This is a genomic window from Kitasatospora sp. MAA19 (assembly GCF_029894125.1).
GTDB lineage: Bacteria > Actinomycetota > Actinomycetes > Streptomycetales > Streptomycetaceae > Kitasatospora.
This window is the reverse complement of sequence record NZ_JARXYZ010000003.1, coordinates 129317-147406: the sequence shown is the minus strand read 5'-3', so window position 1 is coordinate 147406 and position 18090 is coordinate 129317. Positions and strand designations below refer to the sequence as shown.

Annotated in this window: 12 protein-coding genes; 10 read left to right on the top strand and 2 right to left on the bottom strand. The window is 74.5% G+C overall.

Translation table 11 applies throughout. From position 1 onward, the window contains the following. The first annotated feature begins 507 nt into the window (after positions 1 to 507). The 4 genes from P3T27_RS06145 to P3T27_RS06130 all read left to right on the top strand — a co-directional run bounded on the left by P3T27_RS06145 (position 508) and on the right by P3T27_RS06130 (position 5247). Positions 508 to 1119, top strand: coding sequence for a response regulator transcription factor (locus tag P3T27_RS06145; protein ID WP_014136228.1), 612 nt, complete (start codon positions 508 to 510; stop codon positions 1117 to 1119). Positions 1120 to 1457: 338 nt separating this feature from the next. Then, positions 1458 to 2174, top strand: a complete 717-nt coding sequence (locus P3T27_RS06140; RefSeq protein WP_280675069.1) for a sigma-70 family RNA polymerase sigma factor — start codon at positions 1458 to 1460, stop codon at positions 2172 to 2174. A gap of 250 nt (positions 2175 to 2424) precedes the next feature. After that, positions 2425 to 3927 carry an IMP dehydrogenase gene (gene guaB / locus P3T27_RS06135; protein ID WP_280675067.1) on the top strand — a complete coding sequence of 501 codons (1503 nt, stop codon included), beginning with the start codon at positions 2425 to 2427 and terminating at the stop codon, positions 3925 to 3927. 192 nt (positions 3928 to 4119) lie between these two features. Then, positions 4120 to 5247: a GuaB3 family IMP dehydrogenase-related protein gene (locus tag P3T27_RS06130; RefSeq protein ID WP_280675065.1), complete on the top strand. Its 1128-nt coding sequence runs from the start codon at positions 4120 to 4122 to the stop codon at positions 5245 to 5247. A 58-nt stretch (positions 5248 to 5305) separates the two neighbouring features. Here P3T27_RS06130 and P3T27_RS06125 read toward each other — a convergent pair whose 3' ends face one another. Next, entirely contained in the window at positions 5306 to 5869 is a 564-nt protein-coding gene (locus tag P3T27_RS06125; protein WP_280675063.1) for a hypothetical protein, read from the bottom strand. A gap of 255 nt (positions 5870 to 6124) precedes the next feature. Between P3T27_RS06125 and P3T27_RS06120 the strand changes: the two genes are divergently transcribed. Further along, a complete protein-coding gene (locus tag P3T27_RS06120; RefSeq protein WP_280675061.1) occupies positions 6125 to 8092 on the top strand; it encodes a serine/threonine-protein kinase in 1968 nt (655 codons plus the stop codon). Here P3T27_RS06120 and P3T27_RS06115 read toward each other — a convergent pair. Further along, positions 8002 to 8679 (bottom strand): hypothetical protein, encoded by a 678-nt coding sequence (locus P3T27_RS06115; RefSeq protein WP_280675059.1) that lies wholly within the window; start codon positions 8677 to 8679, stop codon positions 8002 to 8004. The genes P3T27_RS06120 and P3T27_RS06115 overlap by 91 nt on opposite strands. Before the next feature lie 57 nt (positions 8680 to 8736). Between P3T27_RS06115 and P3T27_RS06110 the strand changes: the two genes are divergently transcribed. The 5 genes from P3T27_RS06110 to P3T27_RS06090 all read left to right on the top strand — a co-directional run bounded on the left by P3T27_RS06110 (position 8737) and on the right by P3T27_RS06090 (position 17400). Then, positions 8737 to 9876 carry a protein kinase gene (locus P3T27_RS06110; RefSeq protein WP_280675058.1) on the top strand — a complete coding sequence of 380 codons (1140 nt, stop codon included), beginning with the start codon at positions 8737 to 8739 and terminating at the stop codon, positions 9874 to 9876. 161 nt (positions 9877 to 10037) lie between these two features. Continuing rightward, entirely contained in the window at positions 10038 to 11789 is a 1752-nt protein-coding gene (locus P3T27_RS06105; protein ID WP_280675056.1) for a serine/threonine-protein kinase, read from the top strand. Positions 11790 to 11898: 109 nt separating this feature from the next. After that, the gene (locus P3T27_RS06100; protein ID WP_280675054.1) at positions 11899 to 13530 is read left to right on the top strand and encodes a succinic semialdehyde dehydrogenase; all 1632 of its coding nucleotides are present in this window, start codon (positions 11899 to 11901) and stop codon (positions 13528 to 13530) included. 139 nt (positions 13531 to 13669) lie between these two features. Further along, positions 13670 to 15475, top strand: coding sequence for a GMC family oxidoreductase (locus P3T27_RS06095; protein ID WP_280675052.1), 1806 nt, complete (start codon positions 13670 to 13672; stop codon positions 15473 to 15475). Between the two features lie 218 nt (positions 15476 to 15693). After that, positions 15694 to 17400: a hypothetical protein gene (locus tag P3T27_RS06090; protein WP_280675050.1), complete on the top strand. Its 1707-nt coding sequence runs from the start codon at positions 15694 to 15696 to the stop codon at positions 17398 to 17400. The last annotated feature ends 690 nt before the right edge of the window (positions 17401 to 18090 follow it).

Here is an 18090-nt window from a genome sequence, read left to right as displayed (position 1 = left end):
GGGCGGCGCGGCGGGGCGTCGATGCACTGGTGTGGACACCTGGAAATATGACTTACGGCAACTCCATGGACAAGTCACCCACAGAGTGGCACAACAGTCAATGACCATACGAAAGCTATAAAAACGGGCAAAGTGGGCAATGAGTTCGCCGGGTGCGGGCGTGGCAATCGGGTGGCCGGGGGGGGGCGCACGACACTCCGTACCGGTGTGCGGGTCGTACGCCGACCGCGCGCGAGCTGGGCAAAAGTGCGGCGTGTGCACCGCGATGCGGCTGATCGGTAACGGGTCGGCCACGTACAGTGGTGGAGATGGCCCTGAAGGCCGTAACTCATTCGAGTGACGGTCGTTGGAAGTGTGGAGGCGGTTAGCGGGCGCCGGACGTCGGGAACGATCGCGGGGAAGTTGAGGCGATCAGCACGGAGTCTGTCGCCGATCGGCCGTGTCGGAGAGGTTCGTACCAGCCAGGAGGCTCAACGTGACGCGGATCAGCTGCGGAGGACGACGGTCATGACTTCCGTTCTCGTTTGCGACGATTCCCCGCTCGCCCGCGAGGCGCTTCGCCGCGCGGTCGCGACCGTACCCGGTGTGGACCGGGTCACCACCGCGACGAACGGGGAGGAGGTCCTCCGCCGCTGGGTGGCCGACCGCTCCGATCTCGTTCTGATGGACGTCCGAATGCCCGGCCTCGGCGGGGTCGAGACGGTCCGGCGGCTGCTGTCCGCCGATCCGGGCGCGCGGATCATCATGCTCACCGTCGCCGAGGACCTCGACGGGGTCGCGCTCGCGGTGGCCGCGGGCGCCCGCGGGTACCTGCACAAGGACGCCTCGCGCGCCGAGCTGCGGGCCACCGTCACCCAGGCCCTCGCCGACCCGACCTGGCGGCTCGCTCCGCGCCGCCTGCGCAGTCCCGACATGGGCGCGGCGCCCACGTTGACGGCGCGTGAGATCCAGGTGCTGGAGGGCATGAGCCACGGGCGCAGCAACGCCGAGATCGGCCGCGAGCTGTTCCTGTCCGAGGACACCGTCAAGACTCACGCCCGACGGCTGTTCAAGAAGCTCGGGGCCTCCGACCGCGCCCACGCGGTGGCGCTGGGTTTCCGCTGGGGCCTGGTCCGCTGACCGCCGGTGGCGCCGCCGGCTGCGGCGCACCGCCGGCGGTTCCCGGGACGGACGCCGTACGGGCGTGTGACGTTACGGCCCCGAGGTTGCACCATGGAGGAGTGGAGCACCTCGGGGACCAGCGGACAGGCACTGCGGCGAACCACACGGTCGCAGGACACTCGGCGGACGGCGCGACAGGCGGGACCACCGACGGCGGCGGGGCGGGAGGCGGCACGGTGCAGGAGGGGCCGGTGGTGCGCGGCGGCACGCCGAACGGTGCCGCACCGCATAACGTTCCGGTGCACAACTCCGGACGCGGTGCCGCGTTTTCCCGCTCGACCAGGCACCATGGACCGATGCGTGACGACGTCGCCGGTGCGGCCGGCCAGGCGGACCCGGTGGAGGCCGAGCCCTCCGGCCCCGGTGGCGATCCGTCGTACGCCGACCCCGGTGGCCCCGGCGCGGAGTCCGGCCCCGGTCGCCCGCCGGTGCTCGGCGCCGGCGGCTCGCCGCTGGTGGGCGAGCTGGTCGCGGCCGCCGTCCGCGGTGAGGGCCCGGCCATCGACGCCCTGCTCGCCTACGTCCACCCGCTGGCGCTGCGCTACTGCCGCGGTCGGCTGGTCCGGCTGCCCGGCGGCGCCCGGCACCACGTGGACGACGTCGCGCAGGAGGTCTGCGTCGCGGTGCTGTGCGCGCTGCCCCGGTACAAGGACCAGGGGCGGCCGTTCGAGGCCTTCGTCTACGGCATCGCCGCGCACAAGATCGCGGATCTGCAGCGGGCCGCGATGCGCGGGCCCGGTTCGACGGTCGTCCCGCAGGACGACCTGCCGGAGGTGCCGGACGAGGCGCTCGGCCCGGAGGAGCAGGCGCTGCTGAGCAGCGACGCGGCCTGGGCCAAGGAACTGCTCTCCAACCTGCCGGCCCGTCAGCGCGAACTGGTGCTGTTGCGGGTCGCCGCCGGGCTCTCGGCGGAGGAGACCGGCGAGGTGCTGGGGATGTCGCCGGGCGCCGTCCGGGTGGCGCAGCACCGGGCGCTCAGCCGGCTGCGGGCGCTCGCCGAGGAGTCCTCCTGAACCCCTGACCGGCCGGAATGAGCCACGGGTGGCCGGTGTTGTCAAGGGCACACGAGGACACATTCGCGGTGCCAGTACGATGGGGTATCGGCGCCTGGGCGGGTTGCCAAAGTTTCGCGGGTGCGCGTGGGGTTCCCTTGGAGGTTCCTCCAAGGCCATCCGGCTTCGGCAGTCTGCGCGAGTGAGCGATTTACGCGCCCCCACCCTCAGGGCGTGAGCGGATTAGGCCGGCCACGGAAGGTATCCCCAAATGTCTTACAACGCCGCAGGCGTACCCGAGAAGTTCGCGATGCTCGGGCTCACGTTCGATGACGTCCTGCTGCTGCCCGGGGCCTCCGCGGTGCTGCCGAACCAGGTCGACACCTCCTCGCGGGTCTCCCGGAACGTGCGCGTCAACATCCCGCTGCTCTCCGCGGCGATGGACAAGGTCACCGAGGCGCGGATGGCGATCTCGATGGCCCGCCAGGGTGGCGTGGGCGTGCTGCACCGCAACCTGTCGGTCGAGGACCAGGCCAACCAGGTCGACCTGGTGAAGCGCTCCGAGTCCGGCATGGTCACCGACCCGATCACGGTCGGCCCGGACACCACGCTGGCCGAGGCCGACGCGCTGTGCGCCAAGTTCCGCATCTCCGGCGTGCCGATCGCCGACGAGGCCGGCAAGCTGCTCGGCATCGTCACCAACCGCGACATGGCCTTCGAGTCGGACCGCAGCCGCCAGGTCCGCGAGATCATGACCCCGATGCCGCTGATCACCGGCAAGGTCGGCATCTCCGGCGAGGACGCGATGGCGCTGCTGCGCCGCCACAAGATCGAGAAGCTCCCGCTGGTCGACGACGAGGGCCGGATCAAGGGCCTGATCACCGTCAAGGACTTCGTCAAGGCCGAGCAGTACCCGAACGCCGCCAAGGACGCCGAGGGCCGGCTGCTGGTCGGCGCCGCCGTCGGCGCCAGCGCCGAGGCGTTCGACCGGGCCCAGGCCCTGGTCGAGGCCGGCGCGGACTTCCTGGTGGTGGACACCTCGCACGGCCACAGCCACAACGCGCTGGCCTGGATCGAGAAGATCAAGTCGGCCGTCGGGATCGACGTGGTCGGCGGCAACGTGGCCACCCGGGACGGCGCCCAGGCGCTGATCGACGCCGGCGTGGACGGCGTCAAGGTCGGTGTCGGCCCCGGCTCCATCTGCACCACCCGCGTGGTCGCCGGCATCGGCGTCCCGCAGATCACCGCCATCTACGAGGCCGCCCAGGCCTGCCAGGCGGCCGGCGTGCCGGTCATCGGCGACGGCGGCCTGCAGTACTCCGGCGACATCGGCAAGGCGCTGGCCGCCGGCGCCGACACCGTGATGCTGGGCTCGCTGCTGGCCGGCTGCGAGGAGTCCCCGGGCGAGCTGATGTTCATCAACGGCAAGCAGTTCAAGTCCTACCGCGGCATGGGCTCGCTGGGCGCCATGCAGTCCCGCGGCCAGGGCCGCTCGTACTCCAAGGACCGCTACTTCCAGGCCGAGGTGGCCTCGGACGACAAGCTCGTCCCCGAGGGCATCGAGGGCCAGGTGCCCTACCGCGGCCCGCTGTCGGCCGTGCTGCACCAGCTGGTCGGCGGCCTGCGCCAGACCATGGGCTACGTCGGCGCCGCCACCATCGCCGAGATGGAGAGCAAGGGCCGCTTCGTCCGGATCACCTCGGCGGGCCTCAAGGAGAGCCACCCGCACGACATCCAGATGACCGTCGAGGCGCCGAACTACTCCAACCGCTGAGTCGTCCGAACCGTCGAGGGGCCCGTCGCCGCGCTCGTGGCGACGGGCCCCTCCGGTGCGTCCGGGGGCGGGGGTGCCGGGGGCGTCTGGGCAGGACGCCGCGGAGGCGAGCGCGCGAGTTCCAGGGTGCGGGATACTGGGGGCGGCCGGGGTGACCCGGCGGGCATGAGCAACAAACCAGAAGGGCTCGAAGTGACTGAGATCGAGATCGGGCGAGGCAAGCGCGGCCGACGGGCGTACTCCTTCGACGACATCGCCGTCGTCCCCAGCCGCCGTACCCGGGACCCGAAGGAGGTCTCGATCGCCTGGCAGATCGACGCCTACCGCTTCGAGCTGCCGTTCCTGGCCGCCCCGATGGACAGCGTGGTCTCGCCGCAGCAGGCCATCGCCATCGGCCGCCTCGGCGGCCTCGGCGTGCTGAACCTGGAAGGCCTCTGGACCCGCTACGAGGACCCGCAGCCGCTGCTCGACGAGATCGCCACGATCACCGACGAGGCCGCCGCGACCCGCCGCCTGCAGGAGATCTACGCCGCGCCGATCCGCGCCGAGCTGATCAAGCAGCGGATCCAGGAGGTCCGCGACTCCGGCGTGGTCACCGCCGCCGCGCTCTCGCCGCAGCGCACCGCCGAGTTCTCCAAGGCCGTCGTGGACGCCGGCGTCGACGTCTTCGTCATCCGCGGCACCACCGTCTCGGCCGAGCACGTCTCCAGCGCCGCCGAGCCGCTCAACCTCAAGCAGTTCATCTACGAGCTGGACGTCCCGGTGATCGTCGGCGGCTGCGCCACCTACACCGCCGCCCTGCACCTGATGCGCACCGGCGCGGCTGGCGTGCTGGTCGGCTTCGGCGGCGGCGCCGCCCACACCACCCGCGGCGTCCTCGGCATCCAGGTGCCGATGGCCACCGCCGTCGCCGACGTGGCCGCCGCCCGCCGCGACTACATGGACGAGTCCGGCGGCCGCTACGTGCACGTGATCGCGGACGGCGGCGTCGGCTACAGCGGCGACATCCCGAAGGCCGTCGCCTGCGGCGCCGACGCGGTGATGATCGGTGCCGCGCTGGCCCGGGCCACCGACGCGCCCGGCAAGGGCTTCCACTGGGGCATGGAGGCCGTCCACGAGGAGCTGCCGCGCGGCAAGCGGGTGGACCTCGGCACGGTCGGCACCACCGAGGAGATCCTGACCGGTCCGTCGCACACCCCCGACGGCACCATGAACCTGTTCGGTGCGCTGCGCCGCGCGATGGCCACCACCGGCTACACCGAGCTCAAGGAGTTCCAGCGGGTCGAGGTGACCGTCAACCCGGCGCTCAACCACCGCTGAGGCACGTGTGGCGAAGGCCTCCGCCGGTTCGGGCGGGGGCCTTCGGGCTGTCCGGGGGTCAGCCGCGGTTGGCGGTGCGGCGGGTGAGGAGGAACCCGCCGACCAGGGCGATGCCGTAGAAGGCGAGGTCGAGCGCGCGCAGCTCGGCGCGCCAGTGCGCCAGGACGTCGTGCGGCAGTCCGCGCGGGCCCGGGCCGGCCGCGTGCACCCGGCGGACCTGGCCGGTCAGCTGGCCCAGCAGCAGCGCGCCGGCCGCGAGCACCGCGCCGAGCAGCGGCAGCACCCGGCTGCGGCCGCCGAGGCGGCCGAGCGGTAGGGCGACCAGGGCGGCGAGGGCGATGGCCAGCCAGCCGAGGCTGTCCGCGGCTCGGGCCGGTGCGCAGCCGTACGCCAGACCGCCGAGCAGCATGGCGAGGACGGCGAGGGCGACCGCCAGGGCGGTGCGGCGGCGCGGGCCCCTCCGGGGGGAGGCGGCGGCCGGGACGTATCCGGCCACCGGGACACCGGGCATACCGGGCGCGACGTAGCCCTCGGGGGTGTCCGGGGCGGGTGCGACCGAGTAGTGCTGGGCGGTGCGCGGCCGGCCCGACTGGCCGTCAGGGCCCGGTGCGGGTGCGGTCATGGGCATCGGATCCCCCCGGAAAGACGATGAGCTGCCGAACGGTAGCAGCGCCCCGGGCGGATCTTGGCGAGTTTTCGATCACAGATCGGGCACGGAGCGCCGGGCCGGATCCGGTATGTCCCGGCTTGCGTTCCGGGGGGCGGGTGGTCGCGGCCCCCGGGGACAGGGGATGATGGAGGCTTGGGCGTTCGGGCCTGAGGCCGGGCCGACACGCCGTCACCACGACTGCCGGCAGCACATGGGGGAACGTTCCGAATGACCCAGGCGCAGGGTTCCACCGGCCGCCTCCTGGCCGGCCGCTACCGGCTGAACGCGGTGCTCGGACGCGGCGGTATGGGCACCGTCTGGCGCGCCGAGGACGAGATGCTGGGCCGGACCGTCGCGGTCAAGGAACTGCGGATGAACGCCAGCGTCGAGGAGGAGGAGAAGCACCGGCTGATCGTCCGGACGCTGCGCGAGGCCAAGGCCACCGCCCGGATCCGGCACAGCTCGGCGGTCACCGTCTTCGACGTGGTCGAGGAGGACGACCGGCCGTGGATCGTCATGGAGCTGGTCGAGTCCCGCTCGCTGGCCGACGTCATCCGCGAGGACGGACCGCTCGCCCCCGCCCGGGCCGCCGAGATCGCGCTCGACGTGCTCGGCGTGCTGAGTGCCGCGCACGCGCTGGGCATCCTGCACCGGGACGTCAAGCCGTCCAACGTGCTGATCGGCGAGGACGGCCGGGTCGTGCTCACCGACTTCGGCATCGCCAGTGTGGAGGGCGACGCCTCGGTCACCTCCACCGGCATGCTGGTCGGCGCGCCCTCGTACATATCCCCGGAGCGGGCCCGCGGGCAGAAGCCCGGACCGCCGGCCGACCTGTGGTCGCTGGGCGGCACGCTGTACGCGATGGTCGAGGGCCGGCCGCCGTACGACCGGGGCTCGGCGCTGGCCACCCTGACCGCGGTGATGACCGAGGACCTGACCGCCCCCGTGAACGCCGGGGCCCTGCAGCCGGTGATCGAGGGGCTGCTGGCCAAGGACCCGGGCGAGCGGCTGGACGCCTCGCAGACCCGGTCGATGCTGAAGCGGGTCGTCGCGGAGGCCACCGCGAAGGCCGAGTCGACGACCGAGCACGCGGTGCCGATCGAGCAGCCGGCCGCCGCCGCGGAGCCGGAGGAGGCCCCGGCGGCAGCCGCGGCCAAGGCCGAGGAGGGCCGCAAGCGGTCCATCGGCGGGCTGCTGGGGACGGTCCGGGTGGGCAGCCGGGTCAAGGCCGAGGAGCCGGCCGCCGCGGTGGAGCCCGGCGCGGAGCCGGCGTCCGAGGCCGCGTCGGCGCCGGCGTCGGCACCGGATTCGGCTTCGACCCCGGCTCCGGCGACCGAGCCGATCCGGCCGGTGACCAGCGAGTGGACGCTGGGCGCCACCCAGGCGGCCGGTGCCGACCCGCGCAACGGCCGGCGGCGGCTGGCCGTGGTCACCGTGGTGCTGGTCCTGCTGCTGATCGCCGGCGTGGTCGCGGTGGTTCAGGCCGTCGGCAGCGGGGACGGCGAGTCGGCGAACGGCGCGGGTGCCACCGCGCCGGTGGCGGCCGGCAGCGAGACCGGGCCGAGCGGGACCCCGGCGGCGACCGGGACCCCGGCGGCGACCGGGCCGGCCGCCGACACGCCCGGCACCGAGGCGCCCGACACCGCCGCGGCCACCACGCCGCCCGCCGCTCCGCCGCCCGCCCCCGCTCCTGTGCAGACCCCGACCCCGACCCCCACCCCGACCCCGACCCCGACTCCGCCGGGGGCCGCCGTTCCGGCCGGCTACCACGAGTACAAGGACCCGAGCGGCTTCTCGGTCGTCCTGCCCGACTGGCTGCAGCCGTCCGGGTCGGAGAGCACCCGCCGCATCTTCAAGGGCAACGGCAGCACCCTGACCATCGAGTGGACCACCAGCCCCGGCCCCAGTGCCCTCGCCGACTGGCAGGACTCCGAGCCGGGCCTGCGTTCGAAGGTCACCAACTACCAGCGGGTCAACCTGGCGGCGCTCACCTACCGGCAGTGGACCAACGCGGCGGACTGGGAGTGGACCAGCGGCACGCCGCGCACGCACTCGCTCAACCGGGGCTTCGTCACCGGGAACCCGGCCAAGTACGGCTACGCGATCTACTGGATCACCCCGGACGCGGACTGGGGCTCCCCGGCCAACTCCCAGGCCCGGGACGCGGCCTTCGCCAGCTTCCAGCCCGCGCCGTAGGACGTGGCACCAGGGCCTGCCGGGCCCCGCGGCCGGACCGGCCCTAGCCGATCAGGCGGGCCTTGGCCCGGGTGAACTCCTCGTCGGTGAGCGCGCCGGAGGCGTGCAGGGCGGCCAACCGCTCCAGCTGGCCGAGGAGTTGATCGCCGGCGTTCAGCTCGGCGGGGGGCGGCGTCGGTCGGCGTCGGCTTGGTCGGCGGGGCGGTGCGGGCGCGCCGGGCGGCTTCCCGGAGCCGCTCGGCGAAGACGTCGGCCTTGGCCACGTCCTCGAACCGGTGCGAGCCGGTCAGCGCGACGACCGTGAGGACGTCGCCGTTGAGCTTGGTCCTGGTCACGGTCGCGTCCGTGACCGCCGTAAGCGGAACTGGGACTGGCGGTTTACCGTCCTTGAGGAAGAGCAGTCGGTGGGTGGTGAGGACGAGCACCCCCTTGCGGAAGTGGTCGGGATGGCGCCCGGCGGTGGAGGCGACCGGATTCTCGCCGTCGATGACGGCGGCCTCGACCGTGCGTACGGCCTCGGCCTGGTTGGCTTTGTTGTTGTTGCCCGCCACCTTGAAGGCGGTGTCGATCAGCTCGGTCCAGTCCATGGGACCGAGCGTAAAGGAGCCGCTCAGTAGGCTGCTCGGTGAGCGAGAGGAACTGGCATGCGAGGCGGCCCGGGTCAGTTGCTGGCGGGGCGGTACCGGCTGACGGACCGTCCCGAACCGCTGCGCGCCCTGGCGGTGGACGACCGGACCGGGGAGTCCGTGCTGCTGCGCGCCCTGGAGCTGCCCCCGCTGCTGACCGGCGGTCAGGACCTGGACGGTGAGGTGCCCGCGCAGGCCGACCGGCTGGTCCGCCGGGTGGCGGCGGTCGGCTCGGCCGCGCCGACCAGGCACCCCCGGCTGCTGCGCGGGGTCGGTGCCTTCGTCGAGGGCGAGCTGTTGTGGACGGTGGAGGAGCGGCCGGGCGCCATGACGCTGGCCGATCTCGTGGCCGCCGGTCCGGTGCCGCCCTACCGGGCTGCCGAGCTGGCGGCGGACCTGGCCGGCGCGCTGCGGGCGCTGCACGAGGACGGGCTCGTGCACGGGAACCTGACCGCCGAGTCGGTGCTGGTCTGCGAGGACGGCGCGGCGATGCTCGGCGGGCTGCTGGCGGGGGTGGCGCAGGAGGCGCTGGCCGAGGACCTCGGCGGGCCGGGCGGGCGCCGCCGGTACGACGTGCGGGCCACCCTGGTCGGACCGGTGGCGGAGCGTTGGCCGCTGGACGGTGGCCCGGCGGGCGACTGCTGGGCGCTCGGGGTGCTGGTGCAGCGGCTGGTCACCGGCCGCTCGCCGTTTCCGGACGGCGGCGTCCCGGAGCTGGTGACGGCGGTCCGGGACGGCCGGCGGGAGCCCTCGGCGGTCTGCGGGCCGCTGGCGCCGCTGGTCGAGCGGCTGCTGCAGCCCGACCCCTCGCGGCGCCCGACCGCGGAGCAGGTCCGCCGGGAGCTGTCGGCGCTGCTCGCGGGCGCGCCGGAGCCGGTCGACGAGGAGTGGGCGGCGCGGGCCCTGGTGCCGCGGCCGGACGGCCCGCTGGTGCCGCGCCGACGCGGGCGGGGCGAGCGCGGTGGGCGGGGCGAGCGTGGCAAGCGTGGCGGGCAGGGCGGCGGGCAGGTGGAGACCGCCGCGGGGGACGGGACCGGGCGGTCGGCCGAGGTGCGGCCGCCGCGGATACCCCCGGCGCTGCTGGGCCCGCTGTTGGTGGGGGGCGTGTTCGTGCTGCTGGTGCTGGGGATAACCGCGGTGGTGCTGTTCGCAGGCTGACGGCCCGGCTCCGTCCCGGTACGCCGGTCCGGCGGGTGGGCGTGATTACCGGGGTCGGCAAGGTACGCCTAATGTGTGCGTGGGACTTGTTCGAACAGTGGTCTGCACCAGGCCCCTCCGTCGCGGTGACGGCAGGCGGATGCGAGGGGGAGCGGTCGCCGATGGGCGTGCAGGACCGGCCGGAGACGGCCGAGGCGGAGCGGCTGCTGGCCGGGCGGTACGAGTTGGGCGACCGGCTCGGCCGGGGCGGCATGGGGACGGTCTGGCGGGCCTGGGACCGGATGCTCGACCGCGAGGTCGCGGTCAAGGAGCTGACCGTCAACCACCTGCCCGAGGACGAGCTGCAGATCCTGCACGCCCGGATGAAGCGGGAGGCCAGTGCGGCCGCCCGGATCAAGCACCCCGGCGTGATCACGGTGCACGACGTGCTGGAGCAGGACGGCCGGCCGTGGATCGTGATGGAGCTGGTGGACGGCCGCTCGCTCGCCGACGTGATCAGCCAGGACGGCACCCTGCAGCCGCGCGCCGTCGCCGAGGTCGGGAGCCAGGTGCTCGCCGCGCTGCACCGCGGCCACCAACTCGGCGTCCTGCACCGGGACGTGAAGCCGGCCAACGTGCTGCTGGAGCGCGGCACCGGGCGGGTGGTGCTGCTGGACTTCGGCATCGCGACGTACGAGGGCTCGGCCGAGCTGACCCGCCCGGGCGACCTGGTCGGCTCGCCGGACTACCTGGCGCCGGAGCTCGCCCAGGGCGAGCGGCCCGGGCCGGCCTCGGACCTGTGGGGCCTCGGGGCGACGCTGTACGCCGCGGTGGAGGGCCAGTCGCCGTTCCGCCGGACCTCGCCGATCACCACGCTGGCCGCGGTGGTGGGCGAGCCGCTGCCGGAGCCGCGTCGGGCCGGGCCGCTGGGGCCGGTGCTGGCCGCGCTGATGTCCAAGGACCCGGCCGAGCGGCCGACCGCGGACGAGGCCGCCCGGATGCTGGCCGAGGTGCAGGTCGGGCACACGATCAGCCTGAAGTCGGTCGCGCCGGTGCGGATGCCCACCCAGTCGGTGCCGGTGGTGGACCGCGGCGAGCACCCGGTGGCGGAGGAGGACCGCGAGGAGGACGCGGCGGACACGGCGCAGGAGGGGGCCGAGGAACCGACCGCCGAGGCCGTCGTGGACACCGCCGGGGGCGTGGTGGCCGGGGCACCGGCGCTCGCCGCCGTGACCGCGCCGGTGGCGCACCCCATTGCGCCTGCGCGCGGACCGGCCAAGCGCCGCAACACCCTGAAGATCGTCGCGATCGCGCTGGCTGTCGGCCTGCTGGCGGCCGGGGCCACCTTCTTCGCCACCCGGCCCGGCGGCGGCCGCTCGGCCGACGACTCCGGCCCGACCGCCCCGACCTCCCCGGTCACCCCGGCCGCCTCCGCCACCTCGGACCCGAGCGGTGGTCCCGGCCAGGAGCCGGCCGCGCCCCCCGGCTACCACTGGGTGGACGACCCGGCCGGCTTCCGCTTCCCGCTGCCCTCGGGCACCCCGGCCTGGCAGCGCAGTGCCGCGTCCGACAACCAGATCTTCTACAGCCCCGACGGCAAGGTGCACTACCTGCAGTTCGCCGTCACCGTCGGCCAGTCGGTCAAGCCGCTGGAGCACATGCGGCAGATGGAGACCTCCGTCTCCAAGTCGCTGAAGGAGTACAAGCAGCACAAGCTGACCAGCGTCGCGGTGAACGGCCACGAGGCGGCCGTCTGGGAGTTCAGCTACGCCGCGCAGGGAGGTGGCCGCCGCCGGGCGATCGAGGCCGAGTTCATCGACGACGACGGCACCAGCTACGCGATCTACTCGTCCAGCCCGGAGAAGGGCAACGAGTGGAACGAGGCCGAACAGCGCTTCAACGCGGTGCTCCACTACTTCACGCCGACCCGCTGATCCGTCGCGCCCACCCGCCGGCCGGTGGGCGCCCGCTTTCGCCCGACTCCGGCAGATTCTTGTTACCGACGGGTACCGGACCGGCCGCCGAGCGCCTAGGCTGCGCCGTATGTCGGACCTCACAGCAGACGCAGTGGCCACCGAACACCCGGCGACCGGGAACCCGCCCGCCCCCGGCGGCGGCCGGACCGTCGCGGCGGCCGTCCCGCCGTCCCTGGTCACCCGGCTGGCCGCCGGCGTCACCGCCACCGGCGAGCCCAGCCTGGTGGAGACCGTCGCCCCGCTGACCGGTGAGCGGCTGGCGAGCCTGCCGCAGTCCACCCCGGCCGACGTCGAGGTCGCCTTCGAGCTGGCCCGCCGCGCCCAGGCGGCCTGGGCCGCGCTGCCGGTGCGCCGCCGCGCGGCCGTCCTGCTGCGCTTCCACGACCTGCTGCTCCGGCGGCAGGACGAGGTGCTGGACCTCATCCAGGCCGAGACCGGCAAGGCCCGGCTGCACGCCTTCGAGGAGGTGCTGGCCGTCGCGATGGCCGCCCGGCACTACGGACGGGCCGCGCACGGATACCTCAGGGACAAGCGGCACGGCGGGGCGCTGCCGGTGCTCACCCACGCGATCGAGGCTCGCCGCCCCAAGGGCGTGGTCGGCCACATCTCGCCCTGGAACTACCCGCTGGAGCTGTCCATCGGCGACGCCCTGCCCGCCTTCGTGGCCGGCAACGCCGTGGTCAACAAGCCGGACACGCAGACCGCGCTGACCGCGCTGTGGGCCCGCGAGCTGCTGGTCGAGGCCGGGCTGCCGGCCGACCTGTGGCAGGTCGTGATCGGCGACGGCCCGGTGATCGGCCCCGCCGTGGTGGAGCACGCCGACTACGTCTCGTTCACCGGCTCCACCCGCACCGGTCGCGAGGTCGCCCAGCGCGCCGCCGCCCGACTGGTCGGCGCCTCGCTCGAACTCGGCGGCAAGAACGCCATGCTGGTGCTCTCCGACGCCGACCTCGACCGGGCCGCCGCGGGCGCCGTCCGGGCCTGCTTCTCCTCCGCCGGGCAGCTGTGCATCTCGATCGAGCGGCTGTTGGTGCACCGCTCGGTGGCCGACGACTTCCTGGAGCGCTTCGCCGCCCGCACCCGGGCGCTGCGCCTGGGCGGCGGCCTCGCCTACGGCGCCGACATGGGCTCGCTGGTCTCGGTGCGCCAGCTGGAGACCACCACCCGGCACGTGGAGGAGGCGGTCAAGGCGGGTGCCACCGTGCTGGCCGGCGGCCGGGCCAGGCCCGACCTCGGCCCGTACTTCTTCGAGCCGACCATCCTCGACGGGGTGACCCCGGACATGGCGGTCTGCGGCGAGGAGACCTTCGGCCCGGTCGTCTCCGTCTACCGTTTCGACACCGAGGACGAGGCGGTGGCCGCTGCCAACTCCACGCCGTACGGCCTGAACTCCAGCGTCTGGACCAGGGACCTGCGGCGCGGGCGGGCGGTCGCGGCCCGGTTGCGCACCGGCACGGTCAACGTCAACGAGGCCTACGCGGCCGCGTACGGCTCGGTCGGCTCGCCGATGGGCGGCATGGGCGACTCCGGGCTCGGCCGCCGCCACGGCGCCGAGGGCATCCTGCGCTTCACCGAGGCGCAGACCATCGCGACCCAGCGGCTGATGCCGATCGCGCCCTCGTTCGGCCTGGACGACCGGCAGTTCGCCGCGGTGATGACCGGCGGGCTGCGGGCGTTGAAGGCGCTGCGGTTCAAGTAGCCGTCCCGGTGGAGGAGTACGACCCGGGGTACGGCCGGTCGGCCGCACCCCGGGGGTCCGACCCTGGGGTCAGGCCCGGGAGGAGGGGACAACTCGCCTCTCCCGTAGTCAGGTTCGCGTCTCGAAGGAGCAATGGCAGATGGTGGAGTCCGGCGGTGCGGCGGAGTTCGACTACGACGTGGTCGTGGTCGGCTCCGGCTTCGGTGGTTCGGTCGCCGCGCTGCGGCTGACCGAGAAGGGCTACCGGGTCGCCGTCCTGGAGGCCGGGCGGCGCTTCGACCGGGACGAACTGCCCAGGAACTCCTGGGACCTGTCGAACTACCTGTGGGCGCCGAAGCTCGGGCTGTACGGGATCCAGCGGATCCACCTGCTGGCCAACGTGCTGATCCTGGCCGGCGCCGGGGTCGGCGGCGGCTCGCTGAACTACGCCAACACCCTGTACGTGCCGCCGAAGGCCTTCTTCGAGGACCGCCAGTGGCGCCACATCACCGATTGGCAGGAGGAGCTGGCGCCGTTCTACGACCAGGCGCAGCGGATGCTCGGGGTCCGGCTCAACCCGACCGTCACCCCCTCGGACGTGCACCTCAAGGCGGCCGCCGAGCAGCTGGGCGTCGGCGACACCTTCCACATGGCACCGGTCGGGGTCTTCTTCGGGGACGGCCAGGACGCCGGCGGCAGGGCCAAGGCGGCGCCCGGGGACGAGGTCGCCGACCCGTACTTCGGCGGCGCCGGGCCGGCCCGCAAGGCCTGCGTGGAGTGCGGCGAGTGCATGACCGGCTGCCGGCACGGGGCCAAGAACATGCTCACCGAGAACTACCTGTACCTGGCCGAGCGGGGCGGCGCCGAGATCCACCCGCTCACCACGGTGGCCCGGATCCGCGAGTGCGGCGGGGCCGACGGGAGCCGCGGCTTCGCGGTGGACGTGCGCCGCACCGACGCCCGCTCCCGGACCGACCGGGTGAAGGCGGGTGCGCGGACCATCACCGCCGCCCGGGTGGTGGTCGCGGCCGGCACCTACGGCACCCAGTCGCTGCTGCACCGGATGCGCGAGGCGGGGCACCTGCCCGGGATCTCCGCCCGGCTCGGCGAGCTGACCCGGACCAACTCCGAGGCACTGGTGGGCGCGCAGACCACCGACCGGCGCTACGGCTCCCGGGCGGACTTCACCAAGGGGGTGGCGATCACCTCCTCGATCCACCCGGACGCCAACACCCACATCGAGCCGGTCCGCTACGGCAAGGGCTCCAACGCGATGGGCGCGCTGTCGATCGCCCAGGTCAAGGGCGGCGGACGGGCCCCGCGCTGGCTGCGCTACCTGGGCGACTCGGTGCGCCACCCGGTGACCTTCGCCCGCTCGATGAACCAGCACCGTTGGTCCGAGAAGACGATCATCGGCCTGGTGATGCAGTCGCTGGACAACTCGATCACCGTCTCGCTGAAGAAGGGCCCGCTCGGCAGGAGCCGGCTCACCTCCGCCCAGGGCCACGGAGCCCCCAACCCGACCTGGATCCCGGCCGCCGAGCAGGGCGCCCAGGCGCTGGCCGAGCAGATCAACGGCTTCGCGGGCAGCACCGTCGGCGAGATCTTCGACATCCCGATGACCGCCCACTTCCTCGGCGGCTGCCCGATCGGCGACGCCCCCGAGACCGGCGTGGTCGACCCCTACCACCGGCTGTACGGGCACCCGGGGATCAGCGTGGTCGACGGCGCGGCCGTCTCCGCGAACCTCGGGGTGAACCCCTCGCTGACCATCACCGCGCAGGCCGAGCGCGCCATGTCGATGTGGCCCAACAAGGGCGAGGCGGACGGCCGTCCGGCCCCGGGCGAGGCCTACCGGCGGGTCGCCCCGGTGGCGCCCGCCCGGCCGGCCGTCCCGGAGGACGCGTTCGGTGCGCTCCGGCTGCCGCTGCTGCCCGTCCCGGAGGTCCCGAAGAAGCGCGGCTGAGCGGGCCGCGGCGGGCCAACCCGCCCGGCCCGGTGCCCGGTTGACATTCGTTCGGATCCGATGGGATAAACGGGCTTTCTGGGGGACCAGGAACTCGTCGAGCGGGGGGAAACCGGTCCATGGCCATCTGCGCGTCGTGCGGTGCGGCATCGGTGGAAGGGGCGCCCGCCTGCGCCTCGTGCGGACGGCCGTCGGCGCCGCCCCCGCCGACGGCCGCCATGCCGGTCGTACCGCCCGCTGCACCCCCTGCTGCACCGCCCCCGCCGGCGTACGGTCCGCCGCCCGGCTACGGCCCGCCGCCACCTCCGCCGCCCGGCTACGGCCCGCTGCCGCCCGGCCCCGGCTACCCGCCGTCCGCCGGCCCGCCCGCGCTGGGCAGCTGGGGCGCCGGACGGCCGTACGACCCGCAGGCCGGCCGGCCGACCGCGCTGAGCCGGCTGGTCGGTGCGGACTGGCGCCCGGCGCTCCTGACCGCCGTCGCGCCGACCGCGGTGCTGCTCCTGACCGCGCTGATCGTGGCGATCCCGAGCGACTACCAGTTCTCCTACCTGTTCCGGGCGCCCGAGTTCGGCGAGCGCTTCGGTGCCGCCCTGTCGCTGGCGCTGAACGCGCTCGGCGCGCCGTTCAAGCTGGGGTACACCACCCCGCTGAAGCGTGGCGACGCGGAGGGCTCGGACCTGCTGCTCCGGATGGTGCCGCTGACGGTCACCGTGCTGTGGATGCTGGCGCTCTGGCTCGGCGTACGGGCGGGGGCGCGCCGCCGCCGGGCCGCCGGCCTCCAGCTGAGCCGCGGCCAGGCCGCGGGCGAGGCGCTGCGCACCGCGGTGGTCCTGGCGGCGGTGACCGCGCTGCTCGGACTGGTCGGCGGGACGACCTGGCAGCCGCAGGCCGCCGGCGGGCGCTACTCCGGCCTCGTCGGCCGCGCCCTCGGGGTGACGTACACCGTGGACTCCGGCTGGCTGGAGGCGACCGGCTGGACCGCCCTGCTCGCCGCGCTGACGGCTTTCGCCGTCTACGGCACCGACGCGCTGCGCTGGGCCGCCTGGCGCAGCCGGGCGGTGCGCGGCTGGGCGGTGGCCGCGCTCACCGCCGGCCAGGCGCTGGCGCTGTCGCTGGGCCTGGCCTCGGTGACGGGCTTCGTGCTGGTCGCCGCCAACAGCGACAAGGGCTGGCAGACCGCGATCTCGCTGGCCTTCCTGCCGAACCTCGGCCTGGGCCTGCTCGGCCTGGGCTCGGGCGCGACCCTGCGCGGGTTCAGCGGGACGTCCGGCGCGGCGTCCGCGATCGACGGCGACTGGCGGGGTGGCCCCGACCGCATGGAGTTCTCCTTCTTCGACCTGCACGACCAGAGCGCCGACTGGCGCTGGACCGGCCTGCTGGCACTCGCCGCGACCGGCGTCCTCGGCTGGTCGGCGTACCGGCGGCGGCTGGACGCGGCCGACCGGCTCCGGCTGGCGGCCGTCCACGCCGTGGTGCTCACCGCTCTGATGGCGGCGGGCGGCGCGCTGATGACCATCTCGACGTCCTCCGCGAACCCGGGGTGGGGCACCACCTACAACCAGCTGGGCGTGTCCCGGGAGACCTCGATCGGTCTGGTGTTCGTCAGCGTGCTGGTGGCCAACCTGGTCTGGGCGGCGATCGGCGCGCTGGTGGTGCCGTCGGTGCTGGCGGCCGTCGGCGGCCGGGGTGCGGCGGCCCCCCAGGGGGCCTACGGCCCGGCCCCGTACGGCGACGCCCCGTACGGCGCGGTGCCGCCGCAGCCGGGCGCGCCGTACCAGGCCGCCCCAGGGCCGCAGCCGTACGCGTCCGGGGCGGGGGTGAGCGACGTGGTCGGCTCGCACGACGCCCCGCCGGTGCCCTCGCCGGGCGCGGGGACTCCGGCCGAGGAACCGGTCGATCCGAGCGTCTGGCGCAAGCAGCCCTGAGCGCGGCGGCCCTGCGCGCGGTGGTCCTGAGCGCGGCGGTCCGGACCGCGTGAGCCCGGACAGGGCAAAGGGCCCCGCGGGGGAACGGGGCCCTTTGTCGCTCAGCACGCGGCGTCAGGGCTGCGCCGGTGCTGGGGTGACGGCGCCGGGGGAGGAGCGCCGTCGGGTCGGTCGGCTTCGGGGTCGCGCCCGCGCGGCCCGGCGTGGGTGGCCGGTGGCGCGGGGCGCGCACGCTCGCGGTGCGGCGGGTCGGCGCGCAGGTCTGCGCCGGGCCTTCGCTCACGGAGTGTGAGGGCGCGTACGGCGTCGCCGCACAAGGCGGCGGCATCGGTCGGGGTCTCCGCAGTGCGCCTGCCGGCCGCCGGGAGAACCGCTTCCACGCAGCATCGTGCTGGACGGAGGGCTTGCTCTGCAACCGATTCGGCACAGTTCGGCACAGTCCATTTGGTGCGGGTGCAGACCCGAGGACGCCGTTCGGGCACGGGTGCACGCCCGGTTCAGGCCGGCGGGCGATGGTGGGCAGGCGTCGACGCACGGCGTCGATGATCACGGTGTGTAGTGGTGTGAGTGGCTGCGGCGCACTGGGACGCGCGTAGCGGCGCGGGGACGGGACGGGGTGTGCGCCCGGGGTGTGCCCGGCTCGCGGCGGGGGTGCGACGGTCGGCCCCGGGCGTCCCCGGCGCCGGCCGT

Bases quoted from the DNA above. Each gene is read 5' to 3' on its own strand.
- P3T27_RS06145 (WP_014136228.1), top strand. From the start codon at position 508: ATGACTTCCGTTCTCGTTTGCGACGATTCCCCGCTCGCCCGCGAGGCG.
- P3T27_RS06140 (WP_280675069.1), top strand. From the start codon at position 1,458: ATGCGTGACGACGTCGCCGGTGCGGCCGGCCAGGCGGACCCGGTGGAG.
- guaB (WP_280675067.1), top strand. From the start codon at position 2,425: ATGTCTTACAACGCCGCAGGCGTACCCGAGAAGTTCGCGATGCTCGGG.
- P3T27_RS06125 (WP_280675063.1), bottom strand. From the start codon at position 5,869: ATGACCGCACCCGCACCGGGCCCTGACGGCCAGTCGGGCCGGCCGCGC.
- P3T27_RS06120 (WP_280675061.1), top strand. From the start codon at position 6,125: ATGACCCAGGCGCAGGGTTCCACCGGCCGCCTCCTGGCCGGCCGCTAC.
- P3T27_RS06115 (WP_280675059.1), bottom strand. From the start codon at position 8,679: ATGGACTGGACCGAGCTGATCGACACCGCCTTCAAGGTGGCGGGCAAC.
- P3T27_RS06110 (WP_280675058.1), top strand. From the start codon at position 8,737: ATGCGAGGCGGCCCGGGTCAGTTGCTGGCGGGGCGGTACCGGCTGACG.
- P3T27_RS06105 (WP_280675056.1), top strand. From the start codon at position 10,038: ATGGGCGTGCAGGACCGGCCGGAGACGGCCGAGGCGGAGCGGCTGCTG.
- P3T27_RS06100 (WP_280675054.1), top strand. From the start codon at position 11,899: ATGTCGGACCTCACAGCAGACGCAGTGGCCACCGAACACCCGGCGACC.
- P3T27_RS06095 (WP_280675052.1), top strand. From the start codon at position 13,670: ATGGTGGAGTCCGGCGGTGCGGCGGAGTTCGACTACGACGTGGTCGTG.
- P3T27_RS06090 (WP_280675050.1), top strand. From the start codon at position 15,694: ATGCCGGTCGTACCGCCCGCTGCACCCCCTGCTGCACCGCCCCCGCCG.